The sequence below is a fragment of the Sphingosinicella sp. LHD-64 genome (genome assembly GCF_031157375.1).
Classification (GTDB): domain Bacteria; phylum Pseudomonadota; class Alphaproteobacteria; order Sphingomonadales; family Sphingomonadaceae; genus Allosphingosinicella.
Window position 1 is genome coordinate 504,144 of the sequence record NZ_JAVIFV010000003.1, and the last position, 14,374, is coordinate 518,517.

Annotated in this window: 17 protein-coding genes; 5 read left to right on the forward strand and 12 right to left on the reverse strand. The window is 67.5% G+C overall.

Annotated features, from left to right (window positions below; translation table 11 throughout):
- Window positions 1-53: 53 nt before the first annotated feature.
- A complete protein-coding gene (locus RCO27_RS10315) occupies window positions 54-914 on the forward strand; it encodes an NmrA family NAD(P)-binding protein (RefSeq protein WP_309002594.1) in 861 nt (286 codons plus the stop codon).
- Between the two features lie 58 nt (window positions 915-972).
- On the opposite strand, the gene RCO27_RS10320 is transcribed toward RCO27_RS10315, so the two are convergent.
- From RCO27_RS10320 to RCO27_RS10340, 5 genes are all read right to left on the reverse strand, one after another.
- On the reverse strand, window positions 973-1,158 hold the full coding sequence (locus tag RCO27_RS10320; RefSeq protein ID WP_309002595.1) for a hypothetical protein: 186 nt from the start codon (window positions 1,156-1,158) through the stop codon (window positions 973-975).
- Between the two features lie 130 nt (window positions 1,159-1,288).
- Window positions 1,289-2,011 (reverse strand): aquaporin Z, encoded by a 723-nt coding sequence (gene aqpZ / locus RCO27_RS10325; RefSeq protein WP_309002596.1) that lies wholly within the window; start codon window positions 2,009-2,011, stop codon window positions 1,289-1,291.
- An 858-nt stretch (window positions 2,012-2,869) separates the two neighbouring features.
- Complete coding sequence (locus tag RCO27_RS10330; RefSeq protein WP_309002597.1) at window positions 2,870-3,631, reverse strand: aspartate/glutamate racemase family protein; 762 nt, start codon at window positions 3,629-3,631, stop codon at window positions 2,870-2,872.
- Window positions 3,628-4,470, reverse strand: coding sequence for an isocitrate lyase/phosphoenolpyruvate mutase family protein (locus RCO27_RS10335; protein ID WP_309002598.1), 843 nt, complete (start codon window positions 4,468-4,470; stop codon window positions 3,628-3,630). The genes RCO27_RS10330 and RCO27_RS10335 overlap by 4 nt, the downstream gene beginning before the upstream one ends.
- The gene (locus RCO27_RS10340; protein ID WP_309002599.1) at window positions 4,467-4,802 is read right to left on the reverse strand and encodes an NIPSNAP family protein; all 336 of its coding nucleotides are present in this window, start codon (window positions 4,800-4,802) and stop codon (window positions 4,467-4,469) included. Before RCO27_RS10340 ends, RCO27_RS10335 begins: the two co-directional genes overlap by 4 nt.
- 171 nt (window positions 4,803-4,973) lie before the next feature.
- Here RCO27_RS10340 and RCO27_RS10345 point away from each other — a divergent pair, with 171 nt between their 5' ends.
- Window positions 4,974-5,672, forward strand: a complete 699-nt coding sequence (locus tag RCO27_RS10345; protein ID WP_309002600.1) for a helix-turn-helix transcriptional regulator — start codon at window positions 4,974-4,976, stop codon at window positions 5,670-5,672.
- A gap of 16 nt (window positions 5,673-5,688) precedes the next feature.
- Here RCO27_RS10345 and RCO27_RS10350 read toward each other — a convergent pair whose 3' ends face one another.
- The 3 genes from RCO27_RS10350 to RCO27_RS10360 form a co-directional block, all read right to left on the reverse strand.
- Complete coding sequence (locus tag RCO27_RS10350; protein WP_309002601.1) at window positions 5,689-6,189, reverse strand: SRPBCC family protein; 501 nt, start codon at window positions 6,187-6,189, stop codon at window positions 5,689-5,691.
- Complete coding sequence (locus RCO27_RS10355; RefSeq protein ID WP_309002602.1) at window positions 6,186-6,563, reverse strand: metalloregulator ArsR/SmtB family transcription factor; 378 nt, start codon at window positions 6,561-6,563, stop codon at window positions 6,186-6,188. The genes RCO27_RS10350 and RCO27_RS10355 overlap by 4 nt, the downstream gene beginning before the upstream one ends.
- A gap of 78 nt (window positions 6,564-6,641) precedes the next feature.
- Window positions 6,642-6,800 carry a hypothetical protein gene (locus RCO27_RS10360; RefSeq protein WP_309002603.1) on the reverse strand — a complete coding sequence of 53 codons (159 nt, stop codon included), beginning with the start codon at window positions 6,798-6,800 and terminating at the stop codon, window positions 6,642-6,644.
- 169 nt (window positions 6,801-6,969) lie between these two features.
- Between RCO27_RS10360 and RCO27_RS10365 the strand changes: the two genes are divergently transcribed.
- Window positions 6,970-8,187: a GGDEF domain-containing protein gene (locus tag RCO27_RS10365; RefSeq protein ID WP_309002604.1), complete on the forward strand. Its 1,218-nt coding sequence runs from the start codon at window positions 6,970-6,972 to the stop codon at window positions 8,185-8,187.
- Here RCO27_RS10365 and RCO27_RS10370 read toward each other — a convergent pair.
- Window positions 8,184-10,001, reverse strand: coding sequence for a class I poly(R)-hydroxyalkanoic acid synthase (locus RCO27_RS10370; protein ID WP_309002605.1), 1,818 nt, complete (start codon window positions 9,999-10,001; stop codon window positions 8,184-8,186). The two genes, RCO27_RS10365 and RCO27_RS10370, sit on opposite strands and share 4 nt — an antisense overlap.
- A gap of 166 nt (window positions 10,002-10,167) precedes the next feature.
- On the opposite strand from RCO27_RS10370, the gene mgtE reads away from it, so the two are divergent.
- Window positions 10,168-11,580 (forward strand): magnesium transporter, encoded by a 1,413-nt coding sequence (gene mgtE, locus RCO27_RS10375; RefSeq protein WP_309002606.1) that lies wholly within the window; start codon window positions 10,168-10,170, stop codon window positions 11,578-11,580.
- A gap of 39 nt (window positions 11,581-11,619) precedes the next feature.
- Window positions 11,620-12,024 (forward strand): DUF1489 family protein, encoded by a 405-nt coding sequence (locus RCO27_RS10380; RefSeq protein WP_309002607.1) that lies wholly within the window; start codon window positions 11,620-11,622, stop codon window positions 12,022-12,024.
- On the opposite strand, the gene RCO27_RS10385 is transcribed toward RCO27_RS10380, so the two are convergent.
- From RCO27_RS10385 to RCO27_RS10395, 3 genes are all read right to left on the reverse strand, one after another.
- Window positions 12,001-12,714: a head GIN domain-containing protein gene (locus tag RCO27_RS10385; protein WP_309002608.1), complete on the reverse strand. Its 714-nt coding sequence runs from the start codon at window positions 12,712-12,714 to the stop codon at window positions 12,001-12,003. The genes RCO27_RS10380 and RCO27_RS10385 overlap by 24 nt on opposite strands.
- A gap of 52 nt (window positions 12,715-12,766) precedes the next feature.
- Window positions 12,767-13,486 carry a head GIN domain-containing protein gene (locus RCO27_RS10390; protein WP_309002609.1) on the reverse strand — a complete coding sequence of 240 codons (720 nt, stop codon included), beginning with the start codon at window positions 13,484-13,486 and terminating at the stop codon, window positions 12,767-12,769.
- Window positions 13,487-13,632: 146 nt separating this feature from the next.
- A complete protein-coding gene (locus tag RCO27_RS10395) occupies window positions 13,633-14,166 on the reverse strand; it encodes a CarD family transcriptional regulator (protein WP_309002610.1) in 534 nt (177 codons plus the stop codon).
- Window positions 14,167-14,374 lie beyond the last annotated feature (208 nt).

The following is a 14,374-nucleotide window of genomic DNA, read 5'->3' on the forward strand; positions in this document are numbered from 1 at the left end:
CGCGTCCTGCCCCGGCTGGTTCTCCCATCGGAACCCTGAATGGGAGGCCCCTCATGCACATCATTCTCGGCGGCACCGGTCATGTCGGATCGGCAGCGGCACGCGCGCTGCTTGATCGGGACGAGCCGGTCACGGTGGTCGGCCACGATCCGGCCAAGGCGGAGGAATGGACCAAGCGCGGCGCCGGCTTCGCCTGCGTCGATGTCCATGACGTCGGCGCGCTGCGCGCCGTCTTCCGCACCGGCCGGCGCGCCTTCCTGCTCAATCCACCCGCACCGCTGTCGACGGATACAGATGCCGAGGAACGGCGGACGATCGCGGCGATCCTCGCCGCACTCGACGGCTCGGGGCTGGAGAAGGTGGTCGCCGAATCCACCTATGGCGCGCAGCCCGGCGAGCGCCTGGGCGACCTCAGCACGCTCTACACGCTGGAAGAAGGCCTCGCCGCCCAGCCGATCCCGGCGACCGTCCAGCGCGCTGCCTATTATTACAGCAATTGGGACATGGCGATCGAGACGGCGCGGGAACGCGGCGTGATCGAAAGCTTCTTCCCGGAGGATTTCGCCCTGCCGATGGTCGCGCCCGAGGATCTCGGCCGGACCGCCGCCCGCTTCCTCACCGATCCCGCGAAGCAGACCGGTCTTCATTATGTCGAAGGGCCGCGGCATTACACTCCCGCGAACGTCGCTGCGGCCTTGGCTGAAGCACTCGACCGGCCGGTGCGAGTCGCGGTCGTCCCGCGCGAGAAATGGATCGAGACCTATCGCGCCGCCGGCTTCTCGGAGGCGGCAGCGTCATCCTACGCGCGCATGACCGGCATCACCCTCGACCGCGCCTATCGGGCCACCGATCCGATCCGCGGCACGATCGGCTTGCGCGACTATCTTGCCGCGCGCGTGCCCGCCGGCGCATGACGGATGGGACAGGGCCTCGCCAACGGACGGCCCGAGCCGCTGCAACCCGCGATCACATTCAGGCGTGCGGCACAGCGATCAGGGTCACCTCGGGCGGCATCTTTCCGCCGAGACGGTAGGCGGTGACCCGCGCCCGATAGAGATCCGCCATTTCGCGGTGGACCGCACGCGCTTCGTCCGAACCGGCAAGGTCGGCACGCATTCGCTCGACCTGCTCCCGATGCAGATAGTAATTGATGTCCATATCGCTCTCCCCGGCCTGGAAGCGTTGTGGATATCGTCCCGAACACCGCCGACCGCCCGGCAGAGCGGCAGCGATGTCGGAACTATAGCATCCAGGCGGCGAGTCGCCGAGTCTGGTAGAAACCGCAGGCTCAGTTGGCCTCGCCGGTCACCGGCGGCTTGGCTGTGGCGTCGGCGCCGAGCAGCTTGTAGACGAGACCACCGATCAGGCCGCCGGCGAGCGGCGCGACCCAGAACAGCCAGAGCTGGGTCAGGGCCCAGCCGCCCTGGAGCACGGCCGGGCCGGTGCTGCGCGCCGGATTCACCGAGGTGTTGGTGACCGGAATGCTGATCAGGTGGATGAGCGTCAGCGCCAGGCCGATCGCGATCGGCGCAAAGCCGGCCGGCGCGCGGCCGTCGGTCGATCCCATGATGACGAACAGGAAGAAGGCGGTGAGCAGCACCTCCGCGACCAGGCCGGCCTGCAGCGAATATTGTCCCGGCGAATGTTCGGCATAGCCGTTCGCGGCCAAGCCGCCGTCATAGTCCGCCGCGCCACTGGCGATCACATAGAGCGCTGCAGCGGCGGCGATCGCGCCGAGCACCTGCGCGATGACATAGAGCGGAATATCCCTGGCCGGGAAACGACCGCCCGCCCACAGGCCGACGGTCACTGCCGGATTGAGGTGGCAGCCGGAAATATGGCCGATGGAATAGGCCATGGTCAGCACGGTCAGCCCGAAGGCGAGTGAGACGCCGACGAGGCCGATGCCGACCTCGGGAAAGGCGGCGGCGAGCACCGCGCTGCCGCAGCCGCCGAAGACGAGCCAGAAGGTTCCGAGAAACTCCGCGACGCCACGTTGCATGTTGGACATGTGAAGCACCCTCCCTGTTGCGCCCGCCCGGGAGCGGGCCGGCGCGAAGATGCGCCGGGTTGGCGGCAAGGTAAAGCCGTTGCGGCCAAGCAAGGATCGCAGGGTTACTCTGGAACGACTTGGGTCCGAATGGCGCCCGCTGCCCACCGCCGGGGACCTCCGCCCTCCCGGCGGAAGAGAAGAGTGGGGCTTCGGCGACTTTGGATCGAGTCCAGGCCGAACGAATGCATGCGGTTCCACCCAGCGTATGCGGACCGGAAAGAACGAACCTGCTCGCGGCATGCGCGCGCCGCGATCTCCAAAAGCAATGAGGGCCAGCGTTGCCGCCGGCCCTCACTTCGCCCGAATCCGAATCCCGCGCCGGTGAGGGCTTGGGCTCGTCCCGGGAGAGGTTCCGGCCGAGGCCTTTCGGCCCCGGTCGGTCCCTTGGGTTCCTTCCGAAGAGCCTTGCGGCTTCCGTCCGGTTCCCTGACCGTAAATTCTTCGAAGCATCGCTGCTTCGCCGATTTTGCGGTCCGGCTCACATCTCCGCCGAAGCTTCGACGTGATCCGTTCGCTCCCCTTGGCCCTAAGGCTTCCGGTTCGCCGGACATCCGGGAAAAGTGGGTTCGGCTTTTGGCCTCGCGCTTCTTTCCCAAATCTCCATCCATCGCCTCATTGGCTTTCATCCTTGCGGATGTCGGCCGCTTCCGCGGTGGTCGCTGTCGGGTCTGTCCGTCCGTTTCCGGCCGGTCATTCCGTGACCGCGAAGTTGGAGGCTGACTCCGTTCCCCGAGTCGCACCAAGCGGAATCTTGGACATCCCGCCTGTGGATAACGGGGATATCGTGGATAAAAAGCGCTGGAGGACTTCTGGGGCTCAATGAACGGACTCGTGGGCGCCGACCGCTGCCGCAAACGCTGCCTCGATGTGGGCGGCCGTTGGATCGAAATAGGTGATCCCGTTCAGCATCCGCAGCACGGGCCGCGTCCTATCGCGAAAGGCAAGCGCCAGATCGGTGCTGGCGAGGCAGACCGTCGGCTGACGGCCGTGCGGTTTCCGAAATGACCTCAGCACGATGTTCCCAAGCTCGGACGCGCCGTCGCGATCATCCCCTTGCTGGAGGGCGGCCAGAAGCCTGGCGATCGGCCCGAGCTCGTCCTTCGGCGGACAATAGACGTTGACCCCTGCCCGGCGGAAGACGGTCCGAATCTGAGCGGACGTCATCACGAGACCTGTACCGAGCAGGAGAAGGTCGTCAACGCCGGCCGCCGCCGCGTGCCGGGCCGCGATTTCGAAGATGTTGATGACGTTGAGGCCGAGACCGTCCGCAATGGCATCGAAGCGATGATGGGGCGTATTGCTTGCGATCACGGCGAGATCGACACCCAGCACCTCGAGCCGCTTCAAGGCGTCGCGATGATAGGCGTCGAACGGCGCCCATTGTCCGTGGATCTCGCCTTCCGCCAGCAGCGCGATGGCCTTGGCGAGATCGAGCGATTCAATGCCGATCTCGGGGATCGGCGCGGGTCCTTCTCCGCCCTGCGCGACATGCATCGCTTCGGCGAGCCGGCAGAGACCGGCATAATAGTCGAGGGTCGACCGCCATGAGACGCCACCGACGATGCCGATTTTCCTCACGGCGCCCTGCGCTCACCCGATGGTCCGAGCATCCGGCTGATCTCATCATAGGGCACGGCCTCTCCGGCAAAGGCGAAGGTTCCGGTTTGCCGCATCTCCCTGGCCGCCCACATCAGCGCACCATAGGCCACCCTGGCAAGCGTGCTGCCGAGGCTGATGCGCTTGACGCCCAGGTCCGACAGCTCCGAAAAACCGAACTCGGTCTTGTGCAATCCGATCACGACGTTGACGGGCAGATCGACCGCACTCATGACCGCCGCCGCCTCGTCGAGGCGGGTGAGGCCCGGCGCGTAGAGGACGTCGGCGCCGGCGTCCTGATAGGCCCGCAATCGCCGGACGACATCGTCGAGATCGCCCCGGCCGACGAGGAGGTTGTCGGCCCGCGCGGTCAGCATGAACGGGAAAGGCTGGGATCGCGCCGCCGCGGCTGCCGCCCGAATACGCTCGACGGCGAGGGGCAATGGATAAAGCGGTTCGTCCGATCGTCCCGTCGCGTCCTCGATCGATGCCCCGACCGCGCCCGCCCGGGCCGCGCGACCGATCGCTTCCGCCAGCTGGTCCGGCGCGTCCGCGAAACCGTTGCCGAGATCGGCGGTGACGGGAAGGTCGGTCGCCGCGGCGATCGATTCGACATGCGCCATCACCGCGTCGCGGCCCACATCATGGTCCCGGCACCCTTGCGCGAAGGCGTAACCGGCACTGGACGTCGCCAGCGCGGGGAAGCCGGACGCGGCCAACAGCCGGGCACTGCCGACGTCGAACGGGTTGGGAATGATGAAGGTGCCGGATTGCCTATGCAGATCGCGAAATGTCTGCGCGCGGGCCATTTGGTGGCTCATGAGGCGACCGCCGGGATGTTGAACGTGCCGGACGTGATCTCCAGAAACGTGCGTTCCTCACGCAGCACGAAGCGCTTGGTCTGCGCGGAGGCGAAATTCGCCCGTGCTTCCGGGTCGGCGCGCAGGGCGTTCCGATAGGCCTCGTAGGCGGCGAGGCTGTCGAAGGCGATGAGGCCCCAGCCGATGTCGTTGGTGCCTTCGTGGGGGAGGAAGTAGCCGATGAGATGGCCGCCGCAGCGCGGAATGATCCGGCCCCAGGTTTCGGCATAAAGCTGGAACTCGGCTCTCTGGAACGGGTCGATCTGGTACCTGATGAAGCATGCTAGGCGCATGGCCGGTCTCCTTTCGATTGCGTCGATTCGCGGCGCGCCGGCCGAAATGAGGGCGGCGCTGCCGGCGGCCATGGCGAGCAGCTCCCGTCGATCGAACAAGATCCTTCCCGCTGTCCTCATGGCGAGTCGATAGCACTTGCCAACATGGCACGTTTCGTTGATTAGCGAAGTATGGATGAAGAGATCGAGGCCGACGGCATGGTCGCCCGGATCGCCGCTGCGATCGGCGAGCCGGCGCGTGCGCGGATGCTCTTCTGCCTCATGGACGGCTGCGCCCGGACGAGCACGGAGCTGGCGGTGGTGGCCGACGTCGGCGCCTCCACCGCAAGCGCGCACCTGGGTCGCCTGGCCGAGACCCGCCTCGTGAAGGTCTCGGCGCAGGGAAAGCATCGCTATTACAGTCTTGTCGGGGCCGACGTCGCCAAGGTGCTGGAGGGGCTGAGCGTGCTCGCGACGGGCACCGCCGGTCCGCGCGTATCGCGCGTGCCGAATCGGCTCCGGATCGCGCGTACATGCTATGATCATATGGCGGGTTCGGCCGGTGTCGCGCTGCACGACCGGTTCGTGGAGCAAGCGTGGCTCGATGTCGGCACGGGCGACGGTACCTACGACCTCACCGCCGCAGGGGAAGAGGCATTCGCCGCGATCGGGATCGACACCGGCGCCACCCGCGCCCAGCGGCGGCGTTTCGCCTGCGCCTGCCTCGACTGGAGCGAGAGGCGCCCGCACCTTGCCGGCGCGCTCGGCGCCGCGTTCCTCAAGGTCGCCCTGGCCCGCAAGTGGATGATCCAGGACCTCGACAGCCGCGCGCTGTCAGTAACGGCGCGCGGCCGCCAGGAGTTTCTTTCCCGCTTCGCAGTTCAGGTTTGAGCCCCGGCGAAGCGCGTCATTGCGCGACATCCTCGCCGATCGGCGCGCCCGCGAGCAACGCGTCCAGGCGGGCGTAGCTGGCGGCGATGCCGGCCTCCATGTTGGAGCCGAGGGCGCCGTCGCGGGCCTGGGCCGACGCGTAGAGGACGGTCGTCGTGAGGGTCGTGCGGCCCGCCGCTTCCTCGAACGTCGTGGTGTTGATCGTCTCACCGCCGGTCCAGTCCTCGTCGAACAGCTCGGACGAGACCAGCCTGGCGGGCGGATCGACCTCGCGGAAGGTACCGCCCATGCCCATGATGCGGCCGTCCTGATGCGTCCATTCGTAGCGGTAGGCGCCGCCGGCGCGTAGGTCGATCTCGCAGGTCGTGAGCGCCCAGCCGTCGGGGCCGGTGAACCAGCGCCGCAGCAGCTGCGGCACGGTGTGCGCTTCGAAGACGAGGTGGCGCGGCGCGTCGAACGCACGGGTGATGACGATCTCGCGCTCGCCCTTGGCGACGACGGTGACGGGGCTGCTCATTGCGGCTTTCCTTTCCTGGCCTGGTTCTCAAGGGTCTTCATTTCCTCCAGGAGCACGTCCAAGCGCTGGTAGTTGCGCTCCCAGATCTCGCGATAGCGTTCGAGCCATCCCACTGCCTCGGCGAGCGGCGCGCCCTCGATCCGGCGTGGCCGGCGCTGCGCGTCGATTGCGGTCGAGATCAGGCCCGCGCGTTCCAGCACCTTGAGATGTTTGGAGATCGCCGGCTGGCTCATGTCGAATGGTGCAGCAAGCTCGGCCACAGAGGCTTCTCCCCTGGCCAGCCGGGCGAGAATGGCGCGGCGCGTGGGATCGGCGAGCGCGGTGAAGACCGCATCGAGACGCTCTGGCGCATTTTTATAACCATCTTGTTCCATAACTAGATGGTTATACTGATTCGCACACGCTGTCAACTCCCGGAAGGTTGGGCGTCGATGCTATCTCGAATGAGGCGGTCAGCCGCCGATGAAACCGGTCCAGTGGAGGCTGGACACCTGATGAACTGCGTGGTGAACGCTGCGTGCCCAGGCATGGCGGTAGGCGCCGTCGAACGCCGCCATGTCGACGGTGAATGCGACGATGACCAGCGCGGCGAACGCCTTGACCTGGGTCATGATCTGCCCTGTCGAACGTGAGTCCGGCTGCGACCCTACCGTGACCTGATTGAGAAGAAGCTAACGTGTCGGATTCGCGGCGATTCCGGTGGCAAGGTATAGCTTATGCTAACCATTGCGCGTGCATGACGGGCCGAAGTCGCGCGACAGGATGGGATTTGGCCGGCCGATGGCAATGCTTCCACTGCTGATCGTCATGATCCTGCTCAGCGCCCTGCTGAGCGCGGTGTTCGTGGCCGCGTGGGCGACGATGGGCCGGCCGCGCCATGCGCTGACCTGGTCCGCCTGCTTCGCGCTGGGCACGGTCCAGTGGATCCTGAACATGATCAGCGTCATGTTCGACGCCAGCCCGCCCGGCGCCTGGATCATCGCGACGCTGTGCGGCTCTGGCCTGATCGCGCTGGCGGTGATCGGTTATCGTCAGCGCAGCGGCCTGTCGCCCGAGACCGGCCCGCTCGCCGCCTTTGTCGGCGTGGAGATGGCGGCGGCGGCGGTCTTTCGCGTATTCTGGCCGCACGCAGGCTTCTATCTCATGCTCGTGCCGCTGAGCGGCCTCGTCTTGTTGCCGTTCGCCATCCACGCGATCGCGGTGCGTCCGGGGCTGCGATCGATGGGCGAGAAGGTGGCGATGGCCACGATCGGTCTCTTGATCCTGTTCGAGATCGTGATCTTCCTGCTCGCCCTCCGCGTCGGCGCGACGGTGCCGGATCCCGCCTATGATATCTATATGGCGACACTGCTCACCGGCCTGCCCACCCTCTATATCGCGACGGGCATCTCCGGCTTGTTTCTGCTGATGGCCGATCAGACGGTGGTGCTGCAGGGCCTCGCGCGCCGCGATACGCTGACCGGCCTGCTCAACCGCCGCGGCTTTCGCGATGCGGTCGAACGGCTGCTCACCTCCCCCGGCGCCGGCTGCGTCGTGCTCGGCGACATCGACCATTTCAAGGGCATCAACGACCGGTTCGGCCATGCCGCGGGCGACCTCGCGCTCAAGCAGGTCGGGCGGGCGCTTCGCCTCGGCGCGCGCGACGACGATGTCGTGGCGCGGATCGGCGGGGAGGAATTCGCGCTGTTCGTCCCCGGGTCATCGCTCGAACGGGTGCAGCCCTTCATCGAACGGCTGCGGGCGGCCGTCGCGAATGTCGCCCTGCCCGGCCATCCCGGCCTCGGCGTCACGATGAGCTTCGGCATCGCCCAGTGCGGCGGCTCGATCGAAGGCCTCGATGCGGTGATGAGCCGCGCGGACGAGGCGCTGTATCGTGCCAAGACGGCCGGGCGGGACCGGGTCATGTCGGCCATGGGCGAGCGCACCGCGCGGCGCACGGCGAGCGAACTCGAAGCCGCACGACAGCGCGCGGTGGGCGGGGTTCCGGGGCTCCGCTAGCGCGCCCTCACATAGCTTCCGGGCGCGTCCTCGATCGCCTTCAACCGGCCCTTGCCGGGCTCGCGGACGCCGGCAGCCAGCACCTTCTCGTCGGACAGGCCCTCGAGCCAGCGGAGCCAGTCCGGCCACCAGCTGCCCTTGGTTTCGGTCGCGCCGGCGATGAAGGCCTCGAGCGTGTCGGCTTTCGCTTCGTTGATCCAATATTGGTATTTCCCGGCCCCGGGCGGGTTGACGACGCCCGCAATATGGCCGGAGCCCGCGAGCACGAAGCGCAGCGGTCCCTGGAAATGGTGGGTGATCTTCCACACGCTCTGCGGCGGCGCGATATGATCCTCGCGCCCGGCCTGGATATAGACGGGGGTCTTCACCCGCCTGAGATCGATGGGCGTGCCGTCGATCGTGACCGCGCCCGGCTGGACCAGCCGGTTCTCGCGATAGAGCTGGGTGAGATAGGCCTGGTGCCAGCGCGCCGGGAGGTTGGTCGTGTCGCCGTTCCAGAACAGCAGGTCGAACTGCGGATATTCCTCGCCGAGCAAATAGTTGTTGGTGACATAGCTCCAGATGAGGTCGCGGCCGCGCAGCAGGTTGAAGGTCGCGGCCATGTAGCGCCCGTCCAGATAGCCCTTGCCGGCGGACAGCTGGCGGATGAGCTCCATCTGCTCGTCGCTGACGAACAGCCTGAGGTCGCCGGCTTCCGAGAAATCGACCTGGGCGGTTAAGAAGGTGGCGCTCGCGACCGTCTCCGCCTGCCCGCGTGCATCGAGCAGGGCAAGCGTGGCGGCGAGCGTGGTGCCGGCGACGCAATAGCCGATCGCATGGACATTCTCGACGCCGAGCCCCTCGCGCACCGCGTCGATCGCGTCGATCTGGGCGAGGACGTAGTCGTCCAGGGTGACGTCGGTCAGGCTCTCGTCCGCCGACTTCCAGGAGACGACGAAGACGGTCAGCCCCTGCTCGACGGCCCACCGGATGAAGCTCTTCCTGGGGTTGAGATCGAGGATGTAGAAGCGGTTGATCCAGGGCGGGAAGATGATCAGCGGCGTTTCGAACACGTCGCCGGTGGCCGGTGCATATTGGATGAGCTGATAGAGCTTCGTCTGCCTGACCACCTTGCCCGGCGTCGTCGCGACGTTGCGGCCGACCTCGAACGCCTCGGGATCGGTATGGGTGAGCTGCCCCTTCGACAGGTCCTTGAGCATATGCTCCAGGCCCCTGAGCAGGCTTTCCCCCTTCGTCTCCATCGCCCGCGCAAGCACCTGCGGGTTGGTCAGCGCGAAGTTGGACGGGGCCATCGCATCGATGAAGGCCTTGGTGTTGAACCGGATCTTCTCGCGGGTCGCCTCGTCCACTCCCTCGATCGCATCGACCGACCCGAGCAGCCGTTCGGAGATCAGCAGATAGGTCTGGCGGATCGTGTCGAACAGCGGATTGCCGCGCCATTCCGGCGCCGCGAAGCGCCGGTCGCGGTCCGCCTGGTCGGCACGCACGCCCCTCTCCGCCTCGTTGCCCCCCGCCTGACCAAGCGCGCGCTGCCAGATCGCGAGCCCCTCGGTCCACATCTCGGCCTGCTGCTGCATGACCTTGGCCGGGTCGCCGAACAGGCTCATGCCGGACCATTGCGCGAAGGCCGTGCGCGCCATCCTTTCCGGATCGGACGGCAGGCCCGCCGCAGCGTCGCCCATGTGCCGGGCGAGATGCTCCAGCATCATCTGCTGGGCGCGCCCCATGACGAAGGTCCAGTGCTGGATGTCCTCGAGGGAAGGGGCGGAAAAGGGCGGCGGCGCGGCGCTGTCGCCATCGGTCTGCTCGGCCATGTGCGGCTCCTTAGTCTCCTCAAGCCTTAAGAGGGCTGCTTGATCCCTGCAATGGCCCGGCTGCTCGGTCTCGGCCTGGGAGTGATCGCACTGCCGCGTCGTATCGACAGGTCGGAGCGAGACGCCTAGGAACCATTCGTCGGCGCGTCACTTGAGGGAGGGCGAGATGAGCGAGAGCGACCTCGAAACCCCCGAAGACGCCGCGCCGGCAGTCGAGACCCGGCTCGATGCCGACGACCGGCTGAAGCCCGAATTCGTCCAGGAGGTGGTCGACCGGGTCGATGCCGGTGACGAGGATGGCGCACGCGCGCTGGTCGAGCCGCTGCATCCGGCCGACGTCGCCGACCTGTTCGAGCTGGTCGACCGCGACCAGCGCCAGCGCCTCGCCGCCGCGCTCGCCGGCCTGCTCGACGGCGACGTGCTCGCCGAGATGAACGACTGGGTGCGCGACGAGCTGTTGGAAGCGCTCGAGCCGCACCAGGTCGCCGAGATCGCCGGCGAGCTCGATACCGACGACGCGGTCGCGATCATCGAGGACATGGAGGAGGAGGATCAGCGGGCCGTCCTGCGCGCGCTCGATCCCGACGACCGCGCCGCGATCGAGGAGGCGCTCTCCTATCCCGAGGAATCGGCCGGCCGCCTGATGCGGCGCGACGCCGTCGCCGTGCCCGAGCACTGGACCGTCGGCCAGGTGATCGACTATCTCCGCGCCGGCGACGACCAGAGCACGGAATTCTGGGAAGTCTATGTCGTCGATCCGGCGCACCGGCCGGTCGGCACCTGCCTGCTCTCCTGGATCCTGACAACGCCGCGGCGGATCGCGATCGCCGACGTGATGAAGCGCGAGCAGACCCTGATCCCGGTCGACATGGACCAGGAGGAGGTGGCGCTCCGCTTCCAGAAATATGCGTTGATCTCGGCGGCGGTGGTCGATGCGGGCGGGCGGTTGGTCGGCATGATCACCGCCGACGACATCGTCCACATCATCCAGGAGGAAGCGAGTGAGGACGCGCTGCTGCTCTCCGGCGTCGGCGAGGGCGACATCAACGAACCGGTCGTCGACAGCTACAAGGCGCGGGTACGCTGGCTGCTCGCCAATCTGGTGACGGCGCTCGTCGCCTCGTTCGTCATCAGCCGGTTCGAAGGGGCGATCGCCCAGATGGTCGCGCTCGCGACGCTGATGCCGATCGTCGCCGGCGTCGGCGGCAATGCCGGGACGCAGACGCTGGCGGTCACGGTCCGCGCGCTCGCCACCAACCAGCTCACCCAGTCGAACCGCTGGCGTTCGGTGCTGCGCGAAATCCGCGTCGCACTGCTCAACGGCCTGACCGTGGCAGTGGTGATCGGAATCGGCGTGTCGCTGGTGTTCCAGCATCCGATGCTGGGCCTGGTGATCGCTTCGGCGATGCTGACGAACATCGTCGTCGCGGGAATGGCCGGCGTGCTGGTACCGCTGACGCTCGAACGGTTCGGCGCCGACCCCGCCGTCGCCTCGTCGGTGTTCGTGACGATGACCACCGATTCGATGGGCTTCCTCGCCTTCCTCGGCCTCGCGGTCGCCACCGGTCTCGTCGGCTAAGGGCTTGATCGGAAAGGCCCGAAGCGGCACTGCGCCGCGATGCCCGAGCTCCACATCAGCAAGGTCGCGGTCGGCTGCGACAGCCTCGACGCGCTGCGTGCGCGGGTCGAGGCGCGGCGCGAGGGCGCGCGGGTGGCGATCGTCACCCGGTTCCGGCCGAAGCGGGCGGACGCGCTGGTCGGCGGCTCGCTGTTCTGGATCGTCAAGCATCGGCTGGTGGCGCGACAGGAAATATTCGGGTTCGAGGAGCGCGAGAGCGACCGGCGCACTTTGATCTGGCTCTCCGCCGAGCTCGTCCCGGTCGAGCTCAGGCTGAAGCGCGCCCATCAGGGCTGGCGCTACCTCGACCCGCGTGAGGCGCCGCCCGACGCGGGCTCGGCCGACGGGCTGACAGCGCTGCCGTCGGACGTCGCGCGCGAGCTAGCGCGGCTGGCGCTGATCTGAGCCGCAGCGCACCTGGCCAGCGCTAGGGCCGCGGACGGTGCAAGCGGGACGACCCAGGATCGTGACCTCACCGATGCCGTTGGCGGTGACGCGCGCGGTGCGCGACGCGCCCAGCGAGACCGACCCGGACGTGCCGGTCGTCACCGTCGCATTCTCCGACGCGAGCGCTGCGCCATCGAGATCGCCCGACCCGATCACGTCCACATAGGCGGCCTCGGTACGCCCGGCGATCTCGAGCCGGCCGGCGCCGCGCAGGGCGAGGTAGAGATTGTCGGTCCGGACATTTGTGGCGGTGAGCCGGCCGCTGCCTTCCAGGCCGAGGTCGACGCGCAGGCCCTGCGCGCCCTCGAGGTCGAGCCGGCCGGCGCCGATGATGCGGGCCGAACGCAAGGTGCGCGTCGTGAGGGTGATCTCCACCACGCCCTGCTGCGCGCCGGGCGTGCCGGTCCAGGCGGTGCGATTGGGGCGGATGCGCAGCGTCTGGCCGACGGTGTCGATCGCGACACGCTCGATAGACTCCTGCGGGCCGCGCGCCGTCGCCGAGCTGGGCCGGCCGGTGACGAGGCGCACGACATAGGGGCCCTCGACCGTCACCCGCTCGAAATCGGTGACCGAATAGCGCCGCTCAGCGCCCGCAGCCGGGACGGCGATCGCGGCGAGGCAGGCGACGACAGGCATGGTCCGGATCATGATCCGGACCATGAACTGAAAAGCTTAAGGGTCAATGGAAAGGCGCCGGCGCCTATCCGCAGCGGACGTCGCCCGAGCCCATGCGCGAGACCGCGCAGCGCGCACCGCCGCGGACGGTCACGTCGCCCGAGCCCATGATCGATCCGCTGACCGATTCGCTGGCGCCGATCGCGATGCCGCCCGAGCCCATCACGGAAATCTCGACCCGGCGCGCGTTCAATCCCTCGAGCGCCGCGTCGCCCGACCCGGCGATCGAGACCTCGACCGCCTCGGCGGTGCCCGCCGCGCGGATGCCGCCGGAGCCGGAGATGGAGAATTCCGCTTCGCGCGCCTGCAGCGCGCCGATCTCCAGGTCGCCCGAACCGCTGATCGAGGCGTCGAATTCCTGCGCCTGGACCCGGTCGACCCTGAGATCGCCCGAGCCGCCGATCGAGACCGAATCGAGCGAGGGCGCGGTCACATGGACGGTGACGTGGCCGCCCGGGCCGTTCCACGACCAGTTGCGCTGGGTGCCGACCCTGAGCACGCCGTTCTCGACCCGGATGTCGAGCCCGTCGAGCGCAGCGGTGTCGCCCTCGGCGCGGACCGAGGGCTGGCCGCCGACGGTGACGACGACATCGTGCGAGCCGCGCAGCGAGACGCCGTGGAAGGCGCCGACGTCGAAGTTGCGCTGGCCGCGCTGGCCGCTGGCCTGGTGCTGATTGGCCTGGGCGCCGACCGAGCAGGCCGCCGCCAGCAAGAGGGCGGGTCCGATCGCGAATATCTTGCGCATGACATCCTCCGGAGCTGAGCTGTATTGCCTGTATAATACGCAAGCGGCGATCTCATGCAACGAAAAAGGCGGCCCGCCTGTCCTGGCGAAAGCCAGGATCGCGGACCGCCTTTTTCGAATCATCGGAGCCGAGGCCCCGCTCGGGTTCAGGCCTCGATGCGCACCTTGTGGTGAACGACCGCAGCCTTGTTCAGGATGTCGAGCAGCTTGGCGAGCGCCGTCTTCTCGTCGACCTCCTCCATCGCCGCCAACTCGCGGGCGAGGCGGGTCGAGGCGGCCTCGAAGATCTGCCGCTCGGAATAGCTCTGCTCGGGCGCATCGTCCGGGCGGAACAGGTCGCGGACCACCTCGGCGATCGACACGAGGTCGCCCGAGTTGATCTTCGCCTCATATTCCTGGGCGCGGCGCGACCACATGGTGCGCTTCACCTTCGGCCTGCCCTTCAGCGTCGCGAGCGCCTCCTGCATCGTCTTGTCGGACGACAGCTTGCGCATGCCCACGCTCTCCGCCTTGTTGGTCGGGACGCGCAGGGTCATCTTTTCCTTCTCGAAACGCAGCACATAGAGTTCGAGCTGGATGCCGGCGATGTCGGTGCTCTGCAGGTCGATCACTCGGCCCACGCCGTGCTTGGGGTAAACGACATAATCGCCAACGTCGAAGCTCAACGCCTTCGTTGCCATCAATTGGAACCTTCCCGTGGAAACAGCCGCAAGATTACCGGTTTTGCCCGCATCCTCCCCGACAGACGCAGTTTCATTTCCGGCGGTGCGGCAATAAGCTGTTGATCACCGTCGGCGGATGCGAAAGACATCCGCTTCGATCCACGCCATATAGCAGCAAAGTCAGGACAAATCCACCCCTTGGGGTGTTTGCCTATTGTTCGCCGCG

What these genes read in the sequence shown, in the direction of transcription:
- aqpZ (WP_309002596.1), bottom strand. Translation starts at nt 2,011, where the DNA reads ATGTCCAACATGCAACGTGGCGTCGCGGAGTTTCTCGGAACCTTCTGG.
- RCO27_RS10385 (WP_309002608.1), bottom strand. Translation starts at nt 12,714, where the DNA reads ATGATCCGGACCATGCCTGTCGTCGCCTGCCTCGCCGCGATCGCCGTC.
- RCO27_RS10350 (WP_309002601.1), bottom strand. Translation starts at nt 6,189, where the DNA reads ATGAGCAGCCCCGTCACCGTCGTCGCCAAGGGCGAGCGCGAGATCGTC.
- RCO27_RS10365 (WP_309002604.1), top strand. Translation starts at nt 6,970, where the DNA reads ATGGCAATGCTTCCACTGCTGATCGTCATGATCCTGCTCAGCGCCCTG.
- RCO27_RS10315 (WP_309002594.1), top strand. Translation starts at nt 54, where the DNA reads ATGCACATCATTCTCGGCGGCACCGGTCATGTCGGATCGGCAGCGGCA.
- RCO27_RS10370 (WP_309002605.1), bottom strand. Translation starts at nt 10,001, where the DNA reads ATGGCCGAGCAGACCGATGGCGACAGCGCCGCGCCGCCGCCCTTTTCC.
- RCO27_RS10395 (WP_309002610.1), bottom strand. Translation starts at nt 14,166, where the DNA reads ATGGCAACGAAGGCGTTGAGCTTCGACGTTGGCGATTATGTCGTTTAC.
- RCO27_RS10380 (WP_309002607.1), top strand. Translation starts at nt 11,620, where the DNA reads ATGCCCGAGCTCCACATCAGCAAGGTCGCGGTCGGCTGCGACAGCCTC.
- RCO27_RS10355 (WP_309002602.1), bottom strand. Translation starts at nt 6,563, where the DNA reads ATGGAACAAGATGGTTATAAAAATGCGCCAGAGCGTCTCGATGCGGTC.
- RCO27_RS10340 (WP_309002599.1), bottom strand. Translation starts at nt 4,802, where the DNA reads ATGCGCCTAGCATGCTTCATCAGGTACCAGATCGACCCGTTCCAGAGA.
- RCO27_RS10390 (WP_309002609.1), bottom strand. Translation starts at nt 13,486, where the DNA reads ATGCGCAAGATATTCGCGATCGGACCCGCCCTCTTGCTGGCGGCGGCC.
- RCO27_RS10360 (WP_309002603.1), bottom strand. Translation starts at nt 6,800, where the DNA reads ATGACCCAGGTCAAGGCGTTCGCCGCGCTGGTCATCGTCGCATTCACC.
- RCO27_RS10320 (WP_309002595.1), bottom strand. Translation starts at nt 1,158, where the DNA reads ATGGACATCAATTACTATCTGCATCGGGAGCAGGTCGAGCGAATGCGT.
- mgtE (WP_309002606.1), top strand. Translation starts at nt 10,168, where the DNA reads ATGAGCGAGAGCGACCTCGAAACCCCCGAAGACGCCGCGCCGGCAGTC.
- RCO27_RS10335 (WP_309002598.1), bottom strand. Translation starts at nt 4,470, where the DNA reads ATGAGCCACCAAATGGCCCGCGCGCAGACATTTCGCGATCTGCATAGG.
- RCO27_RS10345 (WP_309002600.1), top strand. Translation starts at nt 4,974, where the DNA reads ATGGATGAAGAGATCGAGGCCGACGGCATGGTCGCCCGGATCGCCGCT.